Genomic DNA, 25,020 nt, shown 5'->3' with positions numbered 1-25,020 from the left:
TACTTTTAGTATATACAAGAGATTGAGGTGTCTCTATATGGATGTCAAGAAGGTGTTGCTCGGTTTGTTTTTAGTTGGAGTGCTGGGCATTGCAGTAGTAGCAAGTGGATGCATTGGTGGTCAACAGACTTCTACCCCAACTACGGTTACACAGAAAGAGACCGTTACAGAGACAAAGCCAGTAGAGCAGATTACTTTAAAAGTAATAGGCCCGTGGTCTGGAGCAGAGCTTGATGCTTTTATGGAAGTTATTAAGGCTTTTGAGGCTCAACATCCAAACATAAAGGTAGAGTACAAAACATATAGAGCTGAAGACCTTTCGACTATTTTACCCTTGCAATTCGAGTCAGGAGATACCCCTGCTGATGTCATTGCAATGTGGGGATGGTTTATCGCAGAAATGGGCCAAAAAGGTCACTTAATGGAGTTTAATGGAGTGATCAACCCAGACGAATACGTTCCCGGAATTCTTGATACTGTAACAGTAGACGGAAAGATCTATGGTGTTCCATTTACAGCGGCAGCTAAGCCCGGTTTCTGGTATAGAAAGTCTTTCTTCGAGAAATACGGCTTAAAGCCCCCGGAAACATGGGACGAATTTGTGGCATTGCTTGAGAAGATTAAGCAAATACCTGGAATAAAGGCACCAATAGTTAGTGGAGACAGCGTTGGATGGCCACTTTCAGATGTAACGGAGCACTTCATTCTAACCTTTGGAGGAAAAGATCTTCAGCTTAAGCTCATAAACGGAGAAGTTAAGTGGGAAGACCACAGGTGAGAAGCATATTTGAGCAGAGGCTTGTGCCCCTTCTAAAGGCTGGATACTTTAGTGATCCAATAGAGTGGACATCTGCAGTTGATCTATGGTGGAAGGGAGACTATGCATTGTACTTTATGGGAACTTGGATAACTGGAATGGTTGATGATCCAACTGATCTTGGTCTAATTTCACTACCGGGAGTTAAAGCAATGGTTCTTGCTCCGGACTATTTCATGGTGCCTAAGTACACAAGCCATCCAAAAGAAGCCATGGAGCTTGCCAAATTCTTAGCAACAGAGGGACAAAGAATTCACGTGGGTACCAAGTCAGGAAAGCTGGCAACATGGAAGAAGGTGTCCATTGAGGACTACTGGGAGCCAATGAAAGATGTTGCTAAGGTGGTAGCCAACGTCGAATCTGCACCAGATTTGGATGACAGCGTTGGAGGAGAGTGGCAGAAGACCTTCTGGGATCAGTTAAAGCTTCTATGGGTGCAGCCAGATAGATTGGATGACGTTTTAAGCACTTTGGATGCCAAGTTCCCAAAGAAGTGAAAGGAGGGTCTTAATGAGGAGGCCTAGATCTTTAACTCCCCTTTTTTTCCTTTTACCGGCACTTGCTTTGATGGTTCCATTTGTGATATACCCAGTATTCAAGACGATATACTTAAGCTTCTTCCTTGACGGAAAGTTCGTTGGTTTGGAAAATTACAAGAATGTTCTGTTAAGCTCTGATATAATAAACCTCGACAGATTCCCGACTAAGTCTCCCCCATGGGGGGCTCTAATTCATAACATAGTATGGATAGCCATTCATCTCCCTGCAACTGTGTTTTTGGGGTTAGGAATTGCTCTTCTCTTAAGACGAGAGGAAGTTAAGGGGAGTTCGATAGTCAAGTCTATAATCTTCTTGGGTATGGTCATACCAATGATCGTTGGAGGTTTGATAATTCGCTTTCTTTTTGAAGAGGGGGCTGGGGTAATTCCCGCAATTTTTAGGTTACTTGGCATTGAGAGGCTCGCAATTACTTGGACGGCATATCCTGAAACCGCACTTTTTGCTGCGATTTTGGGATCAATTTGGATATGGACTGGTTTTAGCATGCTTATGTATTCAGCGGGCTTGGCCTCTATCCCCAAAGACTATTACGAAGCCGCTTTGATAGACGGTGCTAACAGATTTCAAATCTTTAAAAATGTAACCTGGCCCTTGTTGAAACCGATTACCGTTGTGGTAGTGGCAATGACCTTGCTCTGGGATCTCAAAATCTTCGATGTTGTATACGTAGCCACAGGCGGAGGGCCTGGAGGAGCTTCAATGGTTCTCGCACTTCAGATGTGGGACTACTTTGCAAGAGCTCTCAACTACAACTATGCCGCTGTAGTAGCGGTGCTCTTGACTGCACTAACACTAATACCTGCCCTGTGGCTAATTAGGAGGAGGGAGTGAAATGGTCGTTCCAAGGTACAAGCTGAGGAAATACATAATCTCAAATGCACTTGCTTGGACTATAGGGATAATATGGCTGATACCTTTTATAGGAGTCCTTATGGCCTCAATAAGGCCGTATGAAGAAATTGTAAGTGGATGGTGGCATTTTCATCCTTTCACGATAACCTTGAAAAATTACATAAATGCCTTTAACCATCCAATGTTCCCCATTAGTCAAGGGTTAAAAAATTCCCTAGTAGTTGCAATACCCTCCACAATCATTCCTTTAATAGTGGCTGCATTAGCTGCTTATGCCTTTGCCAGATACAGCTTTCCAATAAAGCATTATCTATTTGCGTTCATAGTGTTCCTAATGGCACTTCCGCAGCAAATGACTGTAGTGCCACTCTACTTCCTTTTAAGAAACCTCCATATGTTAAACACGTTCAGAGGGCTAATAACTGTCCATTCAGCATGGGGTCTGGCGTGGATAATCTTCTTTATGCGAAACTACTTCTCAATGCTCCCAACAGACGTTGAGGAAGCCGCTAGAATAGACGGTGCCACAGATTTCCAGATATTCTACAAAATTGTCCTACCAATGGCGTTACCTGGATTAATCTCAGCTGCGATACTTCAGTTTACATGGGTATGGAGTGACTTCTTCCTAGCGTTGGTCTTTCTACAAAATCCAGAAAAATACGTTGCTACTCAAAGGCTTCCTCTGCTTAGGGGGCAGTATTTTGTTGATTGGGGCATACTAACTGCAGCTTCTATTATGGTCATGATAGTCCCTCTGCTTGTCTATGCCCTCTTCCAGAAGTACTACATAAGCGGTATGATAGGATGGTCAACTGAGAAATAATGGGAGGAATGGAGATGTATGAGGTAACGAAGTTTGGTGGGGAAGGTAAAAGGCTTGAGGACTACAGGGAAATAATAGGGAATAAAGCCTTGGAAACCATTAAAGAAAAGGCAGAGAATCTGAAAGGTAAGAGTTTTATCCATGTAAACTCCACTTCTTTTGGTGGAGGTGTGGCAGAGATTTTGCACAACCTCGTCCCCCTTATGAGGGACGTTGGAATAGATGCAAGATGGTTTGTAATTGAGGGGACAAACGAATTTTTCAATGTTACAAAGAGCTTTCACAATGCTCTTCAAGGAAACAAAGAGCTTAGGCTAACTGATGAAATGAAAGAGCTTTATTTAGAAATAAACAAAAAGAACGCAGAAGATTTAGACCTGAGTCCATTTGATTACATCCTGATACATGATCCTCAGCCAGCACCTCTTATAGAGTTTTATGAGAAAAGACAGCCTTGGATTTGGAGATGCCACATAGATCTAAGCGATCCAAACTTGGAGTTTTGGAAGTTTCTGAGGCAGTTTGTCGAGAAATATGACCGCTACATTTTCCACATGGAAGAGTACGTTCAAGAAGATCTAAACCAGGAAAAAGTCGTTATAATGCCCCCTTCCATTGACCCCCTCAGTGAAAAGAACATAGAACTGAGTGAAAGTGAAATTTTGAAAATCCTGGAAAGGTTTGATGTGGATCCGGAGAGGCCAATAATCACCCAAGTATCTCGGTTTGATCCGTGGAAAGGTGTCTTTGATGTCATTGACGTTTACAAGAAAGTCAAAGAGAAAATACCGGAAGTTCAGCTCTTGCTAGTTGGTGTAATGGCTCATGATGATCCTGAAGGCTGGATATACTTTGAGAAAACTCTGAGAAAGATCGGAGAAGACTATGACGTCAAAGTGCTTACAAACCTCACCGGAGTTCACGCAAGGGAGGTAAATGCCTTCCAAAGGGCAAGTGACGTGATCCTTCAGATGTCTATTAGGGAAGGGTTTGGACTAACTGTTACCGAAGCAATGTGGAAAGAAAAGCCTGTAGTAGGCAGAGCTGTAGGTGGAATAAGGCTTCAGATAGTGGACGGAGAAACGGGATTCCTAGTGAAAGATGTTAACGAGGCCGTTGAGAAAACTCTCTACCTCCTTGAGCACAAAGATATAGCACAGAAAATGGGTAAAAACGCCAAAGAAAGAGTTAAAGAGAATTTCATAATAACAAAGCATCTCGAGAGGTATCTTGACTTGCTAAATTCTTTTTAAACCCTCTTCCAATATACTTTATTAGGTGACAGTAATGGAGATACCCCCAGAAATCTCGCATGCATTGAGTGAAATTGGATTTACAAAATACGAAATTCTCACCTACTGGACTCTTTTGGTTTATGGGCCTAGCACAGCTAAGGAGATATCTACAAAAAGCGGAATCCCGTACAACAGGGTATATGACACAATATCCTCCCTAAAACTTAGGGGTTTTGTGACTGAAATTGAGGGAACGCCAAAGGTATACGCTGCCTACTCACCAAGAATAGCATTTTTCAGGTTCAAAAAAGAACTTGAGAACATAATGAAAAAGCTCGAAGTTGAACTTAAGAACGTAAAAAAAGAAGAACAGAGGCCCGCGATATGGAGAAGCAGAAGTTTTGACGAGGCCCTTGAGATGTTCAGGGAGTCCCTATATTCCGCTAAAAATGAGGTGATAGTAGTTACCCCAAGTGAATTCTTTGAGACTATTGAGGGAGATCTGCTAAGAACTCTCGAAAAAGGCGTTACAGTATCTCTCTACATAGACAAGATCCCGGATCTGTCGAAGTTTATAGGAAAAGGAAACTTCTTTGTTAGGCAGTTCTACAAGCTGAATCACCTAATCGGTATGGCAGATGGAAGGGAAGTGGTCATGATCCAAAACGTGAGCTTTAAGCCAACTCTTCCACCGAGCTTCAAGGCGACTTATCCAGAAATAATATTCTCCCAATACAGCCTTATAATAGAGATATTCAAGGAATCATCGCTGGAGGCTGAGTATTTGGGAAATCCTCAGGATATCAGGTTCTTTGCTATGTTTCATGCTGCAGATTTTGTAAAGAGGCATATCAACAAAAACGTAATAACGGCAGAGATCGTTGGAAAAAACATCAAGACTGGAAAAGTTGAAACCCTTTATGGTAACGTTGTTGGATACACCCTCTCTTTTAAAGAGGCCGTTAACAACATCCATCTTGAAACGGAAAAAGGTGTGGTGAAAATTGGAGGAATGTTTGCTGTTATTGAAGATTACGAAAGTACCGAAATAAAATTCATAGTGGGGTGATCCTATGGCTGGTGTTGGGCTTGTGGGTGTTTGGAAGGTGTTTGGTGAGGTTACTGCGGTGAAGGATTTGAGTTTGGAGGTTAGGGATGGAGAATTCCTAGTCTTGCTTGGCCCTTCAGGTTGTGGGAAGACTACGACTTTGAGGATGATTGCTGGTTTGGAAGAACCTACGAGGGGGCAAATTTATATTGGGGATAAGCTTGTTGCTGATCCGGAAAAGGGCGTCTTCATTCCGCCAAAGGATAGGGATATTGCTATGGTTTTTCAGAGTTATGCTCTGTATCCTCATATGACTGTTTACGATAATATTGCCTTTCCGCTTAAGCTCAGGAAGGTTCCCAAACAAGAAATCGACCAACGCGTTAGGGAGGTTGCGGAGTTGCTTGGTTTAACTGAACTCCTCAGGAGGAAGCCGAGGGAACTGTCAGGAGGGCAGAGGCAGAGGGTTGCTTTGGGGAGGGCTATTGTGAGGAAGCCTCAGGTTTTTCTTATGGATGAGCCGTTGAGTAACTTAGACGCGAAGCTTAGGGTTAAGATGAGGGCAGAACTTAAGAAGCTGCAGAGGCAGCTTGGGGTGACTACTGTTTATGTGACTCATGATCAGGTTGAGGCTATGACGATGGGTGATAGGATTGCTGTTATGAATCAGGGAGTGTTGCAGCAGGTTGGTTCGCCGGATGAGGTTTATGATGGGCCGGCGAATGTTTTTGTGGCTGGTTTTATTGGTTCGCCGCCGATGAATTTTTTGGATGCTACTGTTAGTGAGGATGGTTTTGTGGATTTTGGGGAGTTTAGGCTTAAATTACTTCCAGATCAGTTTGAGGTATTGGAAGAGCTTAACTACGTTGGCAAGGAGGTTATTTTTGGTATTCGTCCGGAGGATGTTTATGATGCACTCTTTGCCCAAGTGAAAATCCCGGGAGAAAACATGGTTAGGGGAGTGGTAGATATTGTGGAGAACCTTGGTGGGGAGAAAATCGTGCATATAAGGATTGGAAACCAAACAGTCACAGGAAAATTCCCAGGAGAATCAAAGGTCAAAGAAGGAGGCGAAATAGACATTGTCTTCGATATGAAAAAAGCCCATATATTTGACAAAAAAACAGGAAAAGCAATATTCTAGTCCTTTCCTCTTCCCTCAAATTTTAAAAGCAATTCATGCATAACAAAGGGCAGGTGATGTAATGTGCTAGCCCTTATAACTTTCACAGACCCGAGGAAAACTGCCCTTTCAATAGAGAGGGAAAAAGCCCTTTTGGAAAAGCATAAAAAACTTCTACAAGAACTAAAATCCTCTAACTTCGAGGTCTTTGATGTCAATAAGGCTCTTGGAAAATATGAAGCTCTCGAAAAAGGAGAAAACTTCGGAATTGATGACAAAGAAGAAGTTATTAAAGCTTCCAGATTGATCGGTTCCAGAGATATAAGCGGGATTATTCTGGGTTTGTGGCACTGGACGGAAAGCAACCTTGTAACATTGTTGGCGAAGGAGGCTAATAAACCCCTACTTCTCTACGCTGATGATGATCCCGCATGGGCTGGAAGTACGTGTATAACCTCTGTTGGGGCTTCCCTATGGGAAAGCTCTGTGAACTACCATGCCTTACACCATGTAAGGCTTAAAGGGGACACTAAGAAAGTAAAAGCATGGGCAAGAGCTGTGGAGGCGGCGTCCAAGCTCTCCAAAAAGTCTCTACTCCTCTGGGGGGCTCCATATACGCTTGGAATGGAACATTTGATGGACGATTTGCCAAGACTAAAGAGATTTATAGGAGATCTCTTAATCCTGGATCAGTACGCAATAATCAAGAGAGCAGATTCTATGATTAGTGATGAGAAAGAGCGTATCCGCGTCGAGGAGTTCTTTGATTGGCTGAACGAGAAGACGAGAATTAATTATGACAACAACATGCTCACTCCAGAGGTCCTAAGGAGGCAGATAGCTATATATCTCGCTGCAAAGGACATCTGGAAGGAATATGAAAAAGAAACAGCGGCTGTTTCAATTAAATGCCAGCCGGAGCTTAGTGAGATGTATGGAGTTACTGCATGTCTAATTCCGGCTCTCTTTCCATTTAATGCTGATGCAAAAGGGGAAAAACCTATTGTGCCAGCTACCTGTGAAGGGGATGTGAAAGGAACGATAACCTCTGCCTTGCTCTTTTATTTGAGTAGGAAACCTCCGCTTTTTGGAGACATAAAGTATGTTGACGATGAACTTGTACTGATAGCAAACTGTGGAGCCTCGTCTCTTTACTATGCAAAGCTCAGCGAAAATCCCGAAGAAAACCTCAAAGAAACAACTATACAAGGACAATGCCAAGGAAAAAGCGGAGGGGCTTTAACATATAGAACCCCACCAACTAAGCTCACTGTTGCAAGGCTTATAAGAAAAGGGGGAGAGTACTATCTTTTATACTTCCTTGCAGAGGGAGTTGAGATCACTGAAAATATTGAATCCAAGCTGAAATGGGGCAAGCAGTGGCCCCACACAGCGATAAAGAACCCCCTCGACAAGGAGAAGTTCCTGAATGTAATGGGGGCAAATCACCTCTCAGCAGTTCCAGGGGATTTCACGGAGGAAGTTAGATTCGTAGCGAGAATATGGGGCATTAAAGCGGTAAATATGAGAACGGAGGAAGAAGTTGATAGATTCCTGAATTACCTTTAATCTCAATTCTTTGGAGGCTAGAGGGATGTCAGTGATTCTTTCTTATAATGGAGCTTTTGTAGTTACAAGACAAAACGGAGATATGAAAGATAGCTATGATGGCTTTTATATCTTTGACACCCGCTTTCTGAAGGGAGTGAAGCTTAAACTAGATAAGAACAGTGTGCTCATAGGGAGTTCCCAAGATGGTCCAAGGAAGGCATACTCTCATTTTTCTATAGATGATGAAGTAGTTCTTTTGAGAAAGCGAGAGATAAAAGACAACTGGGCATATAGAGAAGAGCTTCAATTCTACAACACCTCAAAGAGAAGGATGCGTCTTAGAGTGGAGTACTTCTTTAAAGTTCCAATTGAAGATATTTTTGAAGTCAGAAAATTTGGAGGGCAGAAAATTAGACGTAGGATCAGGAACTCTCTTGGAGACGAGAATGAGTATATGTATACAGGAAAAGATAAAATAAAGAGAAATCTGAAAATCAAAACGAACATGAGGACTGAGAAAGGATTGGCGTTTGCGGAGATTACTCTAGAGCCTCTTGAGAAAGAGACTCTTTATCTTGAATTCATTCCTCAGGTCTCGAAAGAAGGACTTGAAGTATTTTTGGCAGAAAAGCCTCTTCTGCTTCCAAACGTTGTCTCAACGAACTTAACGTGGCTTGACAGGATTTTTGAAAAAGCTGTTGAGGATCTAACTGCCTTGACAGCATATACCAACTATGGGATGGTTCCGTTCGCTGGTATTCCTTATTATGCATGTCCTTTTGGAAGAGATAGCATTATCACCTCTTGGTTTTTGCTTCCTTACTATCCTCAGTATGCCGAAGGAACACTAAAGTTTTTTGCCAAGATTCAGGGAAGGAAGTTTAATCCACTCAACGAGGAAGAGCCCGGTAAGATCCCCCACGAGTTCAGATTTGGCGAGTTGTCTCATTCGAGAAAAATGCCCTTTGCCCCTTATTACGGAACCGTAGATGCAACGCCCCTTTACGTTATTTTAGCCGCTGAATACCTTCGGTGGACAGGTGATAAGGAGCTAATAGAGAGGCTCAAGCCAAATCTGACTGCTGCAGTGGAATGGATTCTGAGAAGGCTCGATGAAGGGGGAGGTTACATAAGGTATAGGGGGGGTCTTCTGGCCAATCAAGGATGGAAAGACTCAAAGGAAGGCATTCCAACCGAAGAGGGAACTCCTACGAAACCACCTGTTGCCTTGGTGGAAGTGCAGGGATATGCCTATAAGGCCCTTATGGATGCGGCTTCACTTGGTCTAACTTCACTGGATCCAAAAATGCTTAAAAAAGAAGCAGAAGAACTGAAGAGGCGCTTTAACAGAGATTTCTGGTGCAGTGGGTTCTACGCACTTGCCCTAGACGGAGACAATGTTCCCTCTAAAGTACTCTCTTCCAACATGGGGCATCTTCTATTTACCGGAATAGCCGAACACCAAAAAGAAATAGCAGAAAGGTTGTTTGAAGAGGATATGTTCTCTGGATGGGGGATTAGAACGCTCAGCTCAAAGGAAAAAGCCTATAACCCATTCAGTTATCACAACGGCAGCATATGGCCTCACGACAATGCAGTGATTGCCATTGGGCTTGCTTCAATTGGAGAGAAAGAAAAGGCAAGAGCACTTGCGGAGGCAATCTTCAAAGCTGCAAAGTTCCTCCCTAATTCTCAGCTTCCAGAACTTTTCAGTGGTCTTGAGAGCGAGTATCCGCTCTTATGTCCTAGAGCAAATGCTCCGCAGGCTTGGAGTGCTGCAAGTGTATTCGCATTTCTTACAGCTTTATTAGGCCTTAAAGCTGAAAAGGAGCTGACTGTCTCTCCACTATTGCCCAAAAACCTTAAAGTTTCCCTATTGATTAGGTTTAGAAGGAAGGCATATTTAATTGAATCCCAAGAGGAGGAGGTTGTCAGGTTTGAAGAGCGAGATATTTGAAAAGATTCTCAAAATAGAAGGGAGCAAAGTCAGTATAAAGCCTCCAAAAAAGATTCCTCAGCCTATTTTGTCTCCCTCAAGGGAAGGTTTTGATTCCAGAAACACTTACAATCCTGCGGTTATTAAAGAGAGGGGCAGAATAGTCATGCTTTACAGAGCGGAATCCAAAGAAGACAAGCTGACAGGCAGAATTGGGCTTGCAATAAGTTATGATGGTGTTAACTTTTTTAGACATCCAGAGCCAGTAATAGAGCCAGAATACAAGTGGGAAAGTGCTGGTGTCGAAGATCCGAGGGTGGTAAAGATCGGCAAGACCTACTACATGACGTACACAGGTTATGATGGTAAAACCGCAAGGCTGTGTCTGGCGACTTCAAAGAATATGCTAACATGGAAAAAGTATGGCCCAATTTTTGAAGGTTTTGAGTATAAAAAGAACAGCATTCAGGGTTGGACGAAAAGCGGAGCAATTTTGCCAAAAAAACTTGAAAAAGGTGATTTCAAGGGGAACTACTTAATGTATTTTGGTGATTCAAATATCTGGATGGCAGTTTCAAAGGACTTGCTCACATGGGAGTACATGAAAGAGCCGGTACTGTCTCCAAGAGGAGGATACTTTGACAACGTTCTGGTAGAGCCAGGTCCCCCTTTGTTTGAGACTAGCCACGGGATAGCTTTGATTTACAACAGCGCTGGCAGATATGGAGAGGGATTAAAGTACAGGGTAGGACTCGCAATTTTCGATAAAGAGCGTCCAAATAAAGTTGTTGCAAGAGCTGAAAATCCACTAATGGTTCCGGAGTATAACTGGGAAATCTATGGCTATGTTAATAACGTCGTCTTTGTTGAAGGCATGGTGGAGCACGAGAACAAGATTTTGCTGTATTACGGTGGGGCTGATAGGTACATTGGTTTAGCCTACTGGACAACAGACTTATAAAACCATATAACTCACTAAACCCGATGAAGATGAAGTGGAGAAACTTCATAGTTTTCCTCCCTCTTGTTTTTCTGTTCCTGTTCTTTTACTTTCCCCTAATGATCATATTAAAGGAGGGTTTATGGGATAATGGGATTACGCTAAAGTACATTCTCCAGGTTATCTCAAACAGCTATCACAGAAGGGTTATATTTTTCACTTTTTGGCAGGCACTTGCATCTACACTTCTAACGTTGGTACTGGGTTTGCCTGGAGCGTATATCTTTGCAAAATATGACTTTCCTGGCAAAGGGATTTTAAAAGCCCTTTTAACGGTTCCCTTTGTAATGCCCAGTATCATGGTTGCCTTGGGCTTTATACTCCTATTTGGGAGATCTGGAATTCTTGCCCAGCTAATTGAAAGGGATCCGGGTATTCTCTACTCTTGGAAGGCAATAATTTTGGCTCACGCCTTTTACAACTTTCCTGTGGTTGTGAGAATGGTATCTTCGCTATGGCAACGCATAAACCCCCATTACGAAGAAGCAGCTTTGAGTTTAGGAGCAAAGGGATTCACGCTCTTTAGGAAAGTCACCTTACCGATGCTCATGCCGGCTATATTTGCCTCCTCAATGCTCACTTTTGTCTTCTGCTTTCTGAGCTTTTCAATTCCATTAATTCTAGGTGGGTATCAGTATGCAACTATAGAAGTCGATATTTTCACGGCAATAATGACCCTCTTAGACTTCAAGACTGGAGCAGCTTTAGCTATAATCCAAATCTCTTTGAGCTTTGTTTTCATGTACTTCTACATAAAAAGCCTCGACCTTTATGTAAAAGCGGAGGAGCAGAGAATATTTAGAAAACCAGTCCCATTAACGCCAAGAGAGCTTTTAAGTGTGAATGGAGTCCTTATATCCATCTATTCTGGCGTAGTCTTCATCTTTATTTTATCCCCGTTGATAGCGGTTGTTTACCACTCTTTTACCTATGGGGGCAAGTTTACCATTGAATGGTACAGAAGGGTTTTCTCTCCAGAATACAACCCCATATTTGGTGCAAACAGCATAACGGCGGTTAGAAATTCCCTTTTCTTTGGGTTTTCTACAGTGCTTATTTCGACTCTTCTAGCTTTGAGCATAGCTTACATAATGTACAGATGGGAATTCAAGGGTAAAAACGTCTTTGATGCACTTGTGATGCTACCCTTGGCGTCTTCTGCAATAACCCTTGGCTTAGGATACATAAGAGCTTTTCATAAACCTCCTCTGAACCTTTTGGGCACTTGGTATCTGATAGTCTTTGCACACACGATTATTGCCTATCCCTTTGTTCTGAGAGCTATCTCTACAGTGCTAAAGAAGATAAAGCCCAGTCTAAAGGAAGCTGCTATGAGTTTAGGGGCTAACGAGTTCAAAGCATTCTTGAAAGTTGAGCTTCCTCTGGCTTTTGGAGGAATAATAGTGGGGGCAATATTTGCCTTTGCAATGAGCATAGCTGAGCTTGGAGCTACCTACATGATATACAAGCCCGAGTACACGACAATAACTATTGCTATCTACCGCTTTTTGGGTTCGCGACAATTTGGACCAGCTTCAGCAATGTCGGTAATTTTAATGCTGGTGAGCACTGTGGCGTTCATAATAATTGAAAGAACGGGGGAGGAAATATGGTAAGGTTAAGGCTCAAGAACATAGAGTTCAGACAAGAGGATTTTGAGCTCATAATTCCATACTTAGAGGCAAAACCAGGAGAATTTTTAACTCTACTTGGCCCCAGTGGGTGTGGAAAAACAACAACACTTAGAATAATAGCTGGTTTCGAAAAGCCAGACAGGGGAGAGATATACTTTGATGACACCATTATGAATGATGTCCCCCCATATGAAAGAAACATAGGCATTGTGTTTCAAGACTATGCTCTTTTTCCACATATGACGGTTTATGACAACATTTCCTTTGGTTTAAAGCTCAGAAAGCTCCCTAAGGGAGAGATTAGAAGACGAGTCTTATGGGCCCTAGAGCTTGTAGGCTTGAAGGGATTTGAAGACCGTTATCCTGAGCAACTGAGTGGCGGTCAGCAACAGAGAGTGGCGTTGGCAAGGGCTTTGGTAATAGAGCCTCAACTTTTGCTTTTGGATGAGCCTCTTTCCAATCTCGATGCAAAAATAAGAGAAAGGCTTAGGGGGGAAATAAAAAGAATCCAAAAAGAACTTGGGATAACGACAATTTATGTAACGCACGATCAGGAAGAAGCCATGGCGATAAGCGATAGAATAGCTGTTATGAGTGTTGGGAAGATAGAACAAGTTGGAGATCCATTGGATCTCTATTACAATCCAAAAAATGAATTTGTAGCTCAGTTTTTGGGCCTTTCCAACATCTTGGAGGTTAATGCAGAAGACGGCAAGGCATGCATTGGAAGTCTTTGCTTTGAAGTTAAAAAAGAAGGAAGGGTAAAAATATTTTTCAGACCAGAGAGTGTTTATGTTGGGGAAGGGGATACTGGAGAAATAGTGGACTACGAACTGCTACCAGGTAGGATAAGACTCAAGATTGATGTAGAGGGTAGGATTATAATTGCAGAACGATTCTTAGATGAGATCCCATTTTCTATTGAAAAAGTACCAAAAAAAGTTGGGGTAAGGGTAAAAAGCTTTTCAATAATTGATTCATCCCCTTGAAGCTATAATTTCTTCTGGACTCTTTCCTTCTACCATTAGAGCTGTCCATTCTTTAATCCAACGTTCAAAGTTCTCCTTTACGTATTCTGGATCAAGGGTTACTGGCTTTATTTCTTCTGGCTGAATGGCATACTTAAACACCTCTGGGAGCTTGACGTTTGGATTCACTGGGTACATCCATTGGTTTGTTGGAATTGCACTCTGGAAGTCTTCGGTAAGCATGAACTCTATGAACTTCTTTGCTAGCTCTTTGTTCTTTGCTCCTTTTATTATTCCTGCTCCCTCTATCTGCATATAGTTGCCCTCTTCGAAGGCTATGGCCTTAACGTAGGTTATGTTATCGTAGTATACTGTTGCAGCTGGGGAGGTGGCGTAGCTGAGCACCAGAGGAAATTCGCCGTTCATAAAAGCTGTCCAAGCTTCTGTCCATCCTTTAACTATGTGGACGTCGTTTTCCTTAAGCTTCTCCCAGTAGTAGAGGTATCCGTCGTCTCCATATACTGCTATTGTCCACAATAAAAATGCAGCTCCTGGAGAAGATGTCCTGGGATCTTCAATAACAAGCTTTCCTTTCCATTCTGGTTTTGTAAGATCCTCGAGACTCTTTGGAGGATTTTGCACCATATCCTCTCTGTAGTTTATTGCGATATACCCGTAATCATAGGGAGTTAGATGAAATGTTGGATCAAATATAAGGTCCTGCGGAATAAGGTTTATGTTTTCTGGTTTGTAAGGCTCTAGTACCCCAGCTTCGATTGCCTTTGCTAAAAGGCTGTTGTCAATACCTATAACTAGGTCGGCTCTTGGATTATCCTTCTCTAAAATAAGTCTGTTGAGTACTTCTCCTGCATCCCCGATAAGCTGAAGTTCGACTTTTACTCCGTATTTCTCTTCAAACTTTGGAATCACTTCACTTGCTAAATATTCAAAGCTATCGTAGGAATAAATCACGAGCTTCTGTTCTTGTACTTGCGTTGTTGTTTGGGGTTGCTGTCCTATGCACCCGAAGGTGAGTGCTAAAAGCACGATTCCTAATATAACCCCGAGTCTTCTCATTTTCATCACCTAAAACTCGTTTTTGCTTTTCCACAACTGTGTTCTATAGGATGTTTAAAAAGCTTCCTTATCGCAAACTTTATAAATCCAAATCCACTCATGTTAAAACAGCCAATGTTCGGTGAGATGCGGTGGTAGTCTAGCCTGGTCTAGGACACCGGCCTTCCAAGCCGGTGACCCGGGTTCAAATCCCGGCCACCGCACCACAAATAGTTTCTTTCTCCATTAGATTCTTAAACACTAACAGTTTCATTTTCTTATGGGTGGTGCTAATGTGCAATCTCACTAAAGAAAAACTTGTTAGGCTTTTAAAGGAAACTGAGAAGTCTCATGCTGAATATGAGAAAAAACTTGGAAAGAGAGATGAAAACTGGCCTGAATGGTATGCGGAGTATATAATCAAAAAACTTGAAAAAGAAAAAGATTAACCAACAATATCTCCAATAATCTCCACAAATCTATAGATTCTCATGATGATCTTTGCACCAAGGATCTTCAGTGAGTTCTGAAATCCAACACCGCTGTATTTTATCTCTCCCATTTTTAGTGCATAAATCCCAGTTTTTGTTGGGTTTTCTGAGTCTATAATCCTTCTCGCAACATCTTCTGTAGTCCACACTCTCATTGTGGGCTCTGAAATTCTTCCCTTTGAAAATTCAGATATATGTCCGTCTTCAGTTACGATGCCTATATTGAGCTTGCTCTTATTTTCTAGGGTTATCTCGAGGTCTATACGCTCGTTTCCAGCTATTCTTTTAATCGTTCCAGGTAATTTTCCTGCATTCTCGTTGTAAGTTGGAACGTAGTCCTTTAAAATCTCGAAGAGTGTTCTCTCTTTTTCCTCCTCAACCCCCTCAAACTCAGCCTCCAGCTGGTTTATGGCTCCCGTGCTTATCGTCAGTCCTATTATGCGGTACTTTATGAATTCCTCCGGGTTTCCTCCCCAGCCAACCTCGATAAGGTTTTCCGATCCGAGCATATCTTCCTCCACGGAGAAAACGAGCTCAAAAGCATCCAAATCCGGGTCAGTGTCGTAGGCGACTGTTGGCTCCACGAGTGTAAGTTCCAATTGGTTCTTGTTTACATAGAGTTCAACGTTTCTAAGGAGTCTCTCCAACTGCTCCTGAATCTCTGGAGTGGCCTCAATAAGTACGCTCACGTAGGGCTGATTGTCGGGGTCAAGCTGCATTGTCCGCAAAAATTCCTCATCCAGATCCCATGAAACCTGTTCTGGCCTTTTTGCAGTCTTCTTTGGAGGAATCGGTGTTTTTACGGGGTCAATAATTTCATTCAACACGGTTAGCTCTAACCTCTCCCTATTCCCGTGGTCAGAGACCCAGAATATAAGCTGCTCATCCTTGTTCATTTTTTTGCTTACGTTGACTATCGCCTCGTAGAGGGCTTTTTTGGTTCCGGGTCCATCAACGTAGCCCGGCGCATTGCCCCCTCCAGGCATCGTCTTTCCATTACCTGCCAGGACGATTATGTCCGTATCGGTGAACCCCTGCTTTCTAAGCGCATTGTATGCCCTGTTGAGGTCGTTCCAGTGTCTCTTCGCGTTCGGGTTGCCTGCGAATAAGATTGCATGCTTGCTTCTGACGTCGGAGCCGTCAGCTTTCTTTCCTATTTTTATTTTGTCTCCATTTCCAATTGATGTGTACTGGGGTGTTTCTTTGAATTTAAGTCCATAGGGACCACGTGGATCCTGTTGCTCCGCTCTCTTTGCCATTTCTTTCATCGTCGGTGCATCTTTTCCCGTTTTTTCCAGCTCTTCTCCAATCTCCTTTGCATAGTAGTCCTCAGGTCGGGTGTATCCCCTTTTCTTCATCTCTACCCATCTGTTGGGGTCGTAGTTATCGCCAAGTCCCCACGACGACTCACTATGCTTTGACGCGCCAAGAAATGCTGCATCTCCTGTCCCCTTTAGCTTTTCTTTGAGATCATCAATCATGCCTCCGGCAAAGCACTGGTTAAAGATGAACACCATGTTTGCGTAGCCCGTTCTGTTGGCTATCCACATGTTCATCATGTTCGCCAGCTGCCAGTCGTAGACGTAGCCTCCGGAACTTGTAACTATACTGCTGGCGTAGCCGGCTGGCTGATCTTCGAAGTAAGAGCACTCTCCTGCGGCAATTGGTGTTTTTGTCACGCTTACCTCTATTAGGGCCCTGCCTTTGCCGGCTTTTACCATGTACGTCCCCGGTTTTGCCACTTTTATGGAACCCGAACCTATCTTACCGTTTGCAAATACGCTGTTGTACTCCTCTAAGTTGAACTCTACCGTCACTTCGTTCATTGGGGTGCACTCTCTGTGGGAGTACAGAAGCCGCTTTTTGATGTATCCTATTCCCCCGTTGAGGGTATCCCAGTCGTAGTATATAATCCCTAAATCCCCTGTCTGGCTCTCGTGATTGCTATGGGAGACTTTGTATGTTCCCGTTATGTCAGTGAAGCCGTTCCATCCATCGTCCATGTCCTCCGTGACTGAAACTCCCACTAGCCACACAGTGATCATTATTGCGGGAGGGGCTGGCGGATCAAAGTGGGCAGCGGTAGAAGAGAGCATTAGGCTTGAAGTGAGGATTAGACTTAGCAGTGCTAAACCTTTTTTCATCAATCAACACCTCCCTTGAGGGAATGTACTAAAAGTTAGAAAATTGAAAAGCTCTACATTGACATTGGTTATAGTAAGTTTAGGATATTATTCCCTAATAAGTAATGTCTCATTACCTCTTTGAGCCTATTTAGTAGAACAAAATTTCATATGTGATTCGTTTATAATGCTTCACTGCCTTGAGAAAATCAGGGATTGGGTAGATTTTAATGGACTATAACGGGATAATGAAGTGGCTCCTAACCTTTTTTCCGTAGTTTGTTTGCCAGTTCAGTGAGTTTCTTTGCTCGTCTTGAATCGATTTCGTTTTCAACCCTCCCTTCTTTTTTGATCCATGTTCCAATTATAAATCCATCAGCATACTTCCACAGTTTTGGTAAATTATCATAAGTGGTTCCAGAACCTACCAGAACAGGAACTTTTGAAAGCTCTTTGGCTTTTTTGAGCTTTTCTAAATCTACTTCACTTCCAGTTCTCTTTCCACTTATTATCACGCCGTCAGCAAGTCCCCGCTCAATCGTATCAATCAGTGCCTCTTCAAAATCTCCGAAGTGATAGGCGTGTTTAACATGAACATCTGCAAAGACTTTGATCTTTGAGGGAAGTAATTTTCGAAGTTTAGCTAGTTCATTGCCCACTCCTTCAATGATCCCCTGGTCGGTGTAAGCTACTCCGCTAAGAACGTTAACCCTTATAAATTCTGCTCCAACAGCATACGCTATTGAATACGCTGCCACTGCATCGTTTCTGAGAACGTTTATGCCAAGAGGAAGGGAAATCTCGTCCTTAATGGCCTTTGCAATGATGCTCATGGAGGCCACAGTTATAGGTTCAACGGTTTTTGAAAAAGGCATGTCGTTGAAGTTTTCAATCATTATTGCGTCGAAACCTGCTTTTTCAAGCTTTTTTGCCTCGCTTATAGCATGTTCAGCGATTTCTTCAAAATTTCCGTCATAAAGGTAAGAACCTGGCAAGGGCTTAAGATGAACCATTCCAATCAGCACTTTTTGTTCGAAGTTCATATGAGTCACCTGAAATATAAAAGCATGTCTTAGGTAATAAATTTTCCTCACTGGGGCTTTTGCTATTTGGGGATATTCGTTTGAGTGTATTATTGAAGAATTTTATGGATTTTCAAAGCAGGGTTTTTGCCTCTCGTTTCTATTTGGAAATTTATTATGGTGATTTTTTGATTAAGTATAATGGCTCTTTGCTATATTATGACATTTCTATAACCAAAAATTATAAATATTTCAAGTTACTATTTTAGTTTAACAAATAATATTAAGTTAAATATAAATGCTTGCTCTTTTGGCGAGCATTTTTGATCGGGAGGCGAAAAATATGAGGGTTTGGAAAAGTTTTTTCATAGGTTTAGTGGTTTTAGTCTTTTTTACTTCTTTTCTTTCAGGAGTCCAAGCACGGGAAGCTAATCTTATACAGGGGATATCTGGAACTCTCATAAAAGACGACGAAATACTGCTTGGTGACAGAGGAGACAAGATCGTTATCTATGAAAATGAGGTTGGAGCTTTTCTTAGTGAATTCGAGAGAAATTATGAGCAGTGGGACGAAATGGCAGCGGGAGATGTGAATGGAGACGGCAAGGATGAAATTATTCATGGGGACAGAAGTAGCGACGATATCTACATATTCACAAAAACCGGGGAGCTACTTGGGAAAAAAGATGTAAATTTTGAGGCAGGAGATGACATTGCAGTAGGGGACTTGAATGGAGATGGAAAGGAAGAAATTGTGTTTGCAGATAGAGGAGACATTCTAAAAGTATATGACGGGACATTTAAAGAACTGAGTAAATTTACGATAGATTTTTCAAATGAAGACAGCATCGCAGTTGGGGATGTAGATGGGGACGGAAAAGCAGAAATAATATTTGGGGATCACAGCAAAAATGTTGTTACACTATACGACATGTATGGGAATCACGTAATGAGCTTTTTGACGGATGAGTACTTTGACCTTACGGGTAGAGATGAGATTGTTGCTGGTGACGTGAACTTGGATGGACTCGATGAGATTATCATAGCAACAAGGGACAATGATAACGGGGGTCTTTCTAAGGGAATACATGTTTTTAGCATTAGAAAGGAAGGAGGTAATTACCTCCAATACGAGATAAGCTATTTTGGGATCGAGTATGAGAAAGGGGATAGGATTGCAGTTGGAGACGTTAACCGGGATGGCGTCAACGAGATAGTCTGGGGAAGTCAAAATGGAAGAATAAAAGTTTACAACTACATCGGGGAGCTTTTAAATGCTCCAAATGGCTTCGAGGCTAAATTTGAGTATGGCAGTGGTTTAGCTGTAGGAGACATCGATGGGAATTCGATCATCGTTGGACCTCCAGTACAAAGCAGAATGAGTATTACAAACAGGGTTATCGCTATAGTAAATGCACCACCAGTTGATTTTGACGTTATAAACGCGCCTGGCCTGTTTTATGCCACCTACCAAATGGGGAACACCAGAATAGTCTCGGTTTCTGTGAAAGCAGTTTCGGACGCTTCGTTTACATACGGCATCACGACTAAGACCAATTATCTAGTGATGAACAAGGTAGAGGAGTCATTGAAGACAAAAACAAGGAGGGAGCTTGAAGCCAGTGGTGAATCTCATACCACCTCTGAGGTATACAATATAAGAGCTGATATGGCAGATGCAGTCCTTTACGTTAGCACAGAATATGATGTCTATGAATTTCCAATAGTAGGTCCCGCTGAGCTTGCTGTTATAGACGGCGAGCAACAGTACGTTATGGTCACAGTCCCAAAAGGAAAGCCAAATGTCCATTTGGGTAACTATAAGTCTGAAGTCCATGAGATTGGAGATATAAACACTTATCCTGTACATCTTGAGGAATTGCCCGGATACGAGGCAAAAAATGAGCTTTTCAAGTACACAATTGAGGCCGGAGAAGTTGAGGGTGGCGGTGGATTCTACATGCGTGATTTCTATTGGGAGAAAAGCGAAAACTCTTACTCTGTATTTGCTTCAGCAGATAGTAAATATAATTTCCCATTGGGGCCGTTTGGAAGCATGGACTTAAGCACCCACGGATATTATGGTGAGAGCAAAATAACCACCCATGAAGTTTCAGTCTCTAATGAAACGCAGGTTTATATAGACTACAAAGCAAGGATAGAAGATCCTGAAAAGTGGTACAACACAACAGCGGTTGTTTATTTGGACAAGGAGTATGGTCACCTTGTACTTGATTTCATCGTTCCCAGCAAGGGTTCCTATTATCAAGAAAGAGACGTAAGTCCCTTGGGATTTAGTTACAGAGAGGCAACTCTCTCTAGGCTATATGAACCGGTTTGTGAGATGAACATCATTTCTTCTTCAAACAAAGTCCCTGCTGATGTTAGTGTAAGTATCTTTGCATCAAGTAAGGGTGGCATCAAAAACTGGACACTGGACTTTGGAGATGGCATTCTCCTGAAAAATACAGGAAACGTAAGCGCGACGGTTTCCCATAGGTACATTTATCCCGGAACTTACACAATACTTTTTGAAGCCGAGAATCTGTGGGGGCGGAAGGTGAATTGTACTCAAACAGTTAGAATAGTCCAAAACGATTTGCCCAAAGTTTCTTTCACCCCCTCTCGGGATAGGGCAAAAGAGGGGGAGGAGATTCACTTTACAAGTGCTGTGGCGGATGAAGATGGGACGATAGCAAGAGTAGAGTGGGATTTTGGTGATGGTACGGTATCCAGAGAACCCAATCCCACTCACTCTTATTCAGCCCCGGGTGTTTATACAATAAAACTCACTGTAGAGGACAATGAAAGTATGAGAAACACGTACCTGAAAACTATAGTTATTGAACCGCTGAACTATCCCCCCACTGCTGAGTTTAGTTTTCTTCCACATGAGCCCAAATCAGGAGAGCAGGTGAGCTTCGCAGATGAGTCTTACGATAAAGACGGAAGCATTGTGAGCTGGGAGTGGGACTTCGGTGATGGGAGCACTTCTACGGAGGTAGAGCCGAGCCATATCTACACAAGTGAGGGGAATTACACGGTTACTCTAACTGTTAGAGATGACAAAGGAGCGGAGGATGCTAAAAGGCTTACGATCATGGTAGGAGGAACTCAAGCTTCCCCACCCATGGAAACAACGACTACTCAGGAAACTTCAAGCACTTTACCAACACAAACTCAAACCTCAAGTGCAACTGGAGGGATATGTGGTTTGGGGATGCTGACAATCTTATCCCTTGCTCCTCTACTTTTAAGAAGGAAAAAATAATCCTTTCTTTTATATTTTTGCAATGTTTATAAGTGAAAAGTGAAAGGGCTTCGTCGAAACCTGCTTTTTCAAGCTTTTTTACCTCGCTTATAGTATGTTCAACGATTTCTTCAAAATCTTTGGTGTAAAGATAAGAACCAGATAAAGCAGGGCTTTTTCACCATTAGGGTGTTTGTTTGTCTAAATATACTGTATATATGTAATACTTTATTGGGAACATATTAAAATATCAGACAAAAAATTTTATATATTTTTAAAGCATAATTTGGATATAGTCTTCATTGAGTTTGCTGTTCTGGTAAACTCGTGAAGGCTTGTTTCATATTAATAAAGGGGGAGAAATACCATGAAAAAATGGAATATCTACGCCCTTTTTTTGTTTTTCTTCTTATTTAACGTATTCATTTTTCCTGTGAATGCTCAAGGAGTTGATTTTCTCGACAACCAGGGCGGCACGATGATACCGAATAACGAGATCATCATCGGTGATAGGGGGGACTACATCTGGGGCTACGAGAACGAGAGCGGCGGCTACGTGGTGCAGTTCCACACCGGTTACGAGAAGTGGGACGAGCTTATAGCCTGCGACATTAACGGGGACGGGAAGGACGAGATAATCCAAGGCGACAGGAGCACGGACAAGATTTACGCCTACGACATGTACGGGAACGAGCTTTTCAAGAAGGACGTGGACTTTGAGGCAGGGGACGATTTGGCATGTATGCGAACGGGGAGTTCCCACACGCTAGTCTTTGCGGATAGGAGCGACGACAGTATTGCCCTTATATGGATAGGTGTGGCATACATTCAGCCCCTGGGCAAGGCTGAGCTGGAGGGGGCTAGTGACTTCGAGTATGGAGACAGTATCGTGACCATTGACGTCGATGACGAGACCGATCTCCAAGAGATCATACTGGCCGACCACGACGAGAACAAGCTCCACATCATAGACTGGGATCTCTCAACCCCTGCCAGAGCCCTCACCTACAGGACGTCCCTCGACGTCAGCGAGTACTTTGACCTCACGGACAGGGACGAGGTGAGTGCAGGCGATGTGAACTTCGACGGCAGGGAGGAGCTGGTCATAGCCACGCAGGACAACGACAACGGCGGGGCGAAGGGGGGAATCCACGTCTTCAGCATAGACTACAGGAACAACGCCTACTCCCTCAGGGAGCTCAGCTACTTCCCGATAAACTTCCGCAAGGGCGACAGGATGGTGGTTGGCGACGTCAACGGCGACGGCCTCGACGAGATAGTGTGGGCCTCCCAGGATGGCAGGGTCAGGGTTTACAACATGATAGGCGACCTTCTAAACGGCCCCAACGGCCTCAAGACAGAGTTCACCTACGGGGCGGGTTTAGCGGTTGGAGACGTTAACGGCGACTCCATAGTCCTCGGCCCGCCCAACAAGGCCACACTCCATGTGGTGAACCAGGTTCTGGCGGTTATAAACGCCCCGCCCGTTGACTACGACGCCATGAACGAGAGCGGAACATTTTACGCGGAGTACACGAGCAAGCAGACCCAGAAGACCACCGCCTCAATCAAAGCCACCTCGGACATGAAGATGACCGCGGAGCTCGAGTTCGTGCAGAACGTACCGGGAATCGTCAAGTACAAGATTGGCCTGAAGACCATGATCGGCCAGAAGCTCCAGCGCGAGACCGGCCAGAGCTACGAAACCGCGATAACCCAGAAGATGCTCGCGGACATGGCGGACGGGGCCATTTACGTGAGCACGGACTACGACGTCTACGAATTCCCCATAATATCGCCGCCCGAGCTCGCTGTGGTGAACGGCAAACAGCAGTACGTCCTTGTCTCAATACCCAAGGGGCCGCCCAACGTCCACTTCCAGAACTACGATTCAGACCTCCACGAGATAGGTGATATCAACACCTATCCGACCAGGATAACGGACCTCAAGAACTACGACGCAAGCAGGCTCCTCGGTATCTTCACCATCGAGGCGGGCAACGTCCAGAGCTCCTACGAGCAGTACATGAAGCAGCTCAACTGGGAAAAGAAGGCCAACACGTTCTCCGTCGGGGTGTCTCTCTCCTTCAGCGGCACGCTGGGAAGCAAGGTCCTCACGGGGTTTGAGGGCTCCGTCCAGGGCGACTACAGCTACGAGAAGCTGACGACCCACGAGGTCACGTTCTCGAACGAGACCTCCGTGCTGGTCGCCTACGAGGGTAGGATAGACGACAGGAGCAAGTGGTACAACGCCACCGGCGTCATCTACACCGACAGCGAAGATGGCCATCTCGTCCTCGACTTCTACGTCCCGAGCAAGGGGTCATACTACGAGACGAGGGAGCAGAGCCCGATTTTCATAAACCTTGGAATCTTCCAGCTCAACCTCAACGCCATCATAGCCATGAACAAACCGCCTGAGTGCTCCATAAGCGCAACACCGAGCATCGGCAAGATGCCCCTTGAGGTCCGCTTTGGTTTAAACTTCAACGACCCCGAGAATGGTTCAATGCGGTGGGAATTTGACTTCGGCGATGGCTCAACCCTCGAGGGCAACTACACCGAGCTGAGGCACGTTTATACTGAAGTGGGCACTTACAAACCGTCTCTGACGGTCTACGACCCGTGGAATGCTAACTCGACGTGCACAGCGACAATTAACGTACAACACAATGAAAAACCGAACGCCCTCTTCAGCTACTCGCCATCTGAGATAAAGGTTGACGATGAAGTGAATTTCATAGACAGCTCTAGTGATCCAGATGGAAGTGTTGTGAGCTGGATCTGGAACTTCGGGGATGGAAGCTTCTCGAATGAGAAGAACCCAAGGCATGCCTACTCAACTCCTGGCACTTACACGGTGATGCTGACTGTTGAGGATGAAAGTGGACTCAAGGGTAGCTATACAAAGGAGATTGTAGTAGGGCCAAAGAACTATCTTCCCACAGCAGATTTCACTTTCCTTCCAAAGGATCCGAAGGCTGGGGAAGAGGTGAGCTTTGCGGATAAATCCACAGATAGGGATGGAAGCATCGTGAGCTGGAGCTGGGATTTTGGGGACGGCTCCACCTCAAGCGAGGCCGAACCCACTCATGTATTCTCCACTGCCGGCAACTACACGGTGACGCTGACGGTAAGGGACAACAGTGGGGGCGAGGACGTCAGGAGGATCACGATAACCGTGGTCGAGGTCACTCCAACCCCCACAACGACTACTGAGACTCATACACAGACCCAAACAGAAACACCAACTGAAACATCTTCTACAAGTTCAACAACGACAGCACAAACTACAACAACTACAGAAGAAACTCAACCAGAACCTTCTACCTCATCAACTCAAACTCAAGAAGCATCCTCAAGTTCAGGAACCCCGAGTTCAACAGCTCAAGGAGGCACCTGTGGAGTGGGTATACTTTTGGCTTTTGTTCTTGTTCCATTGCTATTGAGAAGGAAAAAGTGAATTTTTCTCTTATTCTATTTTTTCTGTTTTTAATGGAAAGGTTATATACCTTCTAAGTTAAATC

18 protein-coding genes and 1 tRNA gene are annotated in these 25,020 nt (G+C 43.7%); 16 read left to right on the top strand and 3 right to left on the bottom strand.

All coding sequences use genetic code 11. The features are described from left to right. The first annotated feature begins 37 nt into the window (after window positions 1-37). From ACZ5NL_RS03995 to ACZ5NL_RS03940, 12 genes are all read left to right on the top strand, one after another. On the top strand, window positions 38-778 hold the full coding sequence (locus ACZ5NL_RS03995; RefSeq protein ID WP_464843043.1) for an ABC transporter substrate-binding protein: 741 nt from the start codon (window positions 38-40) through the stop codon (window positions 776-778). Further along, window positions 775-1,314: an extracellular solute-binding protein gene (locus ACZ5NL_RS03990; RefSeq protein WP_464843041.1), complete on the top strand. Its 540-nt coding sequence runs from the start codon at window positions 775-777 to the stop codon at window positions 1,312-1,314. The genes ACZ5NL_RS03995 and ACZ5NL_RS03990 overlap by 4 nt, the downstream gene beginning before the upstream one ends. A 13-nt stretch (window positions 1,315-1,327) precedes the next feature. Continuing rightward, window positions 1,328-2,209 carry a carbohydrate ABC transporter permease gene (locus tag ACZ5NL_RS03985; protein ID WP_464843040.1) on the top strand — a complete coding sequence of 294 codons (882 nt, stop codon included), beginning with the start codon at window positions 1,328-1,330 and terminating at the stop codon, window positions 2,207-2,209. Between the two features lies 1 nt (window position 2,210). Beyond that, window positions 2,211-3,056: a carbohydrate ABC transporter permease gene (locus ACZ5NL_RS03980; protein WP_464843038.1), complete on the top strand. Its 846-nt coding sequence runs from the start codon at window positions 2,211-2,213 to the stop codon at window positions 3,054-3,056. Window positions 3,057-3,070: 14 nt separating this feature from the next. Continuing rightward, window positions 3,071-4,309 (top strand): trehalose synthase, encoded by a 1,239-nt coding sequence (gene treT / locus ACZ5NL_RS03975; RefSeq protein ID WP_464843308.1) that lies wholly within the window; start codon window positions 3,071-3,073, stop codon window positions 4,307-4,309. Window positions 4,310-4,343: 34 nt separating this feature from the next. Continuing rightward, window positions 4,344-5,360, top strand: coding sequence for an HTH-type sugar-sensing transcriptional regulator TrmB (trmB, locus tag ACZ5NL_RS03970; protein WP_464843037.1), 1,017 nt, complete (start codon window positions 4,344-4,346; stop codon window positions 5,358-5,360). Between the two features lie 4 nt (window positions 5,361-5,364). Next, window positions 5,365-6,483 (top strand): ABC transporter ATP-binding protein, encoded by a 1,119-nt coding sequence (locus tag ACZ5NL_RS03965; protein WP_464843036.1) that lies wholly within the window; start codon window positions 5,365-5,367, stop codon window positions 6,481-6,483. A 63-nt stretch (window positions 6,484-6,546) separates the two neighbouring features. Then, window positions 6,547-8,031 carry a fucose isomerase gene (locus tag ACZ5NL_RS03960; protein WP_464843035.1) on the top strand — a complete coding sequence of 495 codons (1,485 nt, stop codon included), beginning with the start codon at window positions 6,547-6,549 and terminating at the stop codon, window positions 8,029-8,031. 25 nt (window positions 8,032-8,056) lie between these two features. Beyond that, entirely contained in the window at window positions 8,057-9,970 is a 1,914-nt protein-coding gene (locus ACZ5NL_RS03955) for a glycogen debranching N-terminal domain-containing protein (protein ID WP_464843034.1), read from the top strand. After that, window positions 9,951-10,910: a glycoside hydrolase family 130 protein gene (locus tag ACZ5NL_RS03950; protein WP_464843033.1), complete on the top strand. Its 960-nt coding sequence runs from the start codon at window positions 9,951-9,953 to the stop codon at window positions 10,908-10,910. The genes ACZ5NL_RS03955 and ACZ5NL_RS03950 overlap by 20 nt, the downstream gene beginning before the upstream one ends. 29 nt (window positions 10,911-10,939) lie before the next feature. Further along, window positions 10,940-12,565: an ABC transporter permease gene (locus ACZ5NL_RS03945; protein ID WP_464843307.1), complete on the top strand. Its 1,626-nt coding sequence runs from the start codon at window positions 10,940-10,942 to the stop codon at window positions 12,563-12,565. Beyond that, a complete protein-coding gene (locus ACZ5NL_RS03940) occupies window positions 12,559-13,572 on the top strand; it encodes an ABC transporter ATP-binding protein (RefSeq protein ID WP_464843032.1) in 1,014 nt (337 codons plus the stop codon). The genes ACZ5NL_RS03945 and ACZ5NL_RS03940 overlap by 7 nt, the downstream gene beginning before the upstream one ends. Here ACZ5NL_RS03940 and ACZ5NL_RS03935 read toward each other — a convergent pair. Beyond that, window positions 13,561-14,628, bottom strand: coding sequence for a thiamine ABC transporter substrate-binding protein (locus ACZ5NL_RS03935; protein WP_464843030.1), 1,068 nt, complete (start codon window positions 14,626-14,628; stop codon window positions 13,561-13,563). The genes ACZ5NL_RS03940 and ACZ5NL_RS03935 overlap by 12 nt on opposite strands. A 128-nt stretch (window positions 14,629-14,756) precedes the next feature. Here ACZ5NL_RS03935 and ACZ5NL_RS03930 point away from each other — a divergent pair. Both ACZ5NL_RS03930 and ACZ5NL_RS03925 read left to right on the top strand, forming a co-directional pair. Continuing rightward, window positions 14,757-14,834: transfer RNA gene (locus tag ACZ5NL_RS03930), tRNA-Gly, on the top strand. 66 nt (window positions 14,835-14,900) lie between these two features. Continuing rightward, the gene (locus tag ACZ5NL_RS03925; RefSeq protein WP_464843029.1) at window positions 14,901-15,056 is read left to right on the top strand and encodes a hypothetical protein; all 156 of its coding nucleotides are present in this window, start codon (window positions 14,901-14,903) and stop codon (window positions 15,054-15,056) included. Here the strand turns inward: ACZ5NL_RS03925 and ACZ5NL_RS03920 are convergent. Then, on the bottom strand, window positions 15,053-17,242 hold the full coding sequence (locus ACZ5NL_RS03920; protein WP_464843027.1) for a hypothetical protein: 2,190 nt from the start codon (window positions 17,240-17,242) through the stop codon (window positions 15,053-15,055). The two genes, ACZ5NL_RS03925 and ACZ5NL_RS03920, sit on opposite strands and share 4 nt — an antisense overlap. A 239-nt stretch (window positions 17,243-17,481) precedes the next feature. Next, a complete protein-coding gene (locus tag ACZ5NL_RS03915) occupies window positions 17,482-18,264 on the bottom strand; it encodes a BtpA/SgcQ family protein (protein ID WP_464843026.1) in 783 nt (260 codons plus the stop codon). A 322-nt stretch (window positions 18,265-18,586) separates the two neighbouring features. On the opposite strand from ACZ5NL_RS03915, the gene ACZ5NL_RS03910 reads away from it, so the two are divergent. Continuing rightward, window positions 18,587-21,514 carry a PKD domain-containing protein gene (locus tag ACZ5NL_RS03910; RefSeq protein ID WP_464843025.1) on the top strand — a complete coding sequence of 976 codons (2,928 nt, stop codon included), beginning with the start codon at window positions 18,587-18,589 and terminating at the stop codon, window positions 21,512-21,514. Window positions 21,515-21,860: 346 nt separating this feature from the next. After that, the gene (locus ACZ5NL_RS03905; RefSeq protein ID WP_464843023.1) at window positions 21,861-24,956 is read left to right on the top strand and encodes a PKD domain-containing protein; all 3,096 of its coding nucleotides are present in this window, start codon (window positions 21,861-21,863) and stop codon (window positions 24,954-24,956) included. Window positions 24,957-25,020 lie beyond the last annotated feature (64 nt).

Source organism: Thermococcus aegaeus (genome assembly GCF_055393685.1).
This window is presented reverse-complemented; position numbering and strand designations above follow the sequence as displayed.

Bases quoted from the DNA above. Each gene is read 5' to 3' on its own strand.
- ACZ5NL_RS03965 (WP_464843036.1), top strand. From the start codon at position 5,365: ATGGCTGGTGTTGGGCTTGTGGGTGTTTGGAAGGTGTTTGGTGAGGTT.
- ACZ5NL_RS03920 (WP_464843027.1), bottom strand. From the start codon at position 17,242: ATGAAAAAAGGTTTAGCACTGCTAAGTCTAATCCTCACTTCAAGCCTA.
- treT (WP_464843308.1), top strand. From the start codon at position 3,071: ATGTATGAGGTAACGAAGTTTGGTGGGGAAGGTAAAAGGCTTGAGGAC.
- ACZ5NL_RS03955 (WP_464843034.1), top strand. From the start codon at position 8,057: ATGTCAGTGATTCTTTCTTATAATGGAGCTTTTGTAGTTACAAGACAA.
- ACZ5NL_RS03910 (WP_464843025.1), top strand. From the start codon at position 18,587: ATGAGGGTTTGGAAAAGTTTTTTCATAGGTTTAGTGGTTTTAGTCTTT.
- ACZ5NL_RS03945 (WP_464843307.1), top strand. From the start codon at position 10,940: ATGAAGTGGAGAAACTTCATAGTTTTCCTCCCTCTTGTTTTTCTGTTC.
- ACZ5NL_RS03905 (WP_464843023.1), top strand. From the start codon at position 21,861: ATGAAAAAATGGAATATCTACGCCCTTTTTTTGTTTTTCTTCTTATTT.
- ACZ5NL_RS03915 (WP_464843026.1), bottom strand. From the start codon at position 18,264: ATGAACTTCGAACAAAAAGTGCTGATTGGAATGGTTCATCTTAAGCCC.
- ACZ5NL_RS03925 (WP_464843029.1), top strand. From the start codon at position 14,901: ATGTGCAATCTCACTAAAGAAAAACTTGTTAGGCTTTTAAAGGAAACT.
- trmB (WP_464843037.1), top strand. From the start codon at position 4,344: ATGGAGATACCCCCAGAAATCTCGCATGCATTGAGTGAAATTGGATTT.
- ACZ5NL_RS03940 (WP_464843032.1), top strand. From the start codon at position 12,559: ATGGTAAGGTTAAGGCTCAAGAACATAGAGTTCAGACAAGAGGATTTT.
- ACZ5NL_RS03935 (WP_464843030.1), bottom strand. From the start codon at position 14,628: ATGAGAAGACTCGGGGTTATATTAGGAATCGTGCTTTTAGCACTCACC.
- ACZ5NL_RS03980 (WP_464843038.1), top strand. From the start codon at position 2,211: ATGGTCGTTCCAAGGTACAAGCTGAGGAAATACATAATCTCAAATGCA.
- ACZ5NL_RS03985 (WP_464843040.1), top strand. From the start codon at position 1,328: ATGAGGAGGCCTAGATCTTTAACTCCCCTTTTTTTCCTTTTACCGGCA.
- ACZ5NL_RS03995 (WP_464843043.1), top strand. From the start codon at position 38: ATGGATGTCAAGAAGGTGTTGCTCGGTTTGTTTTTAGTTGGAGTGCTG.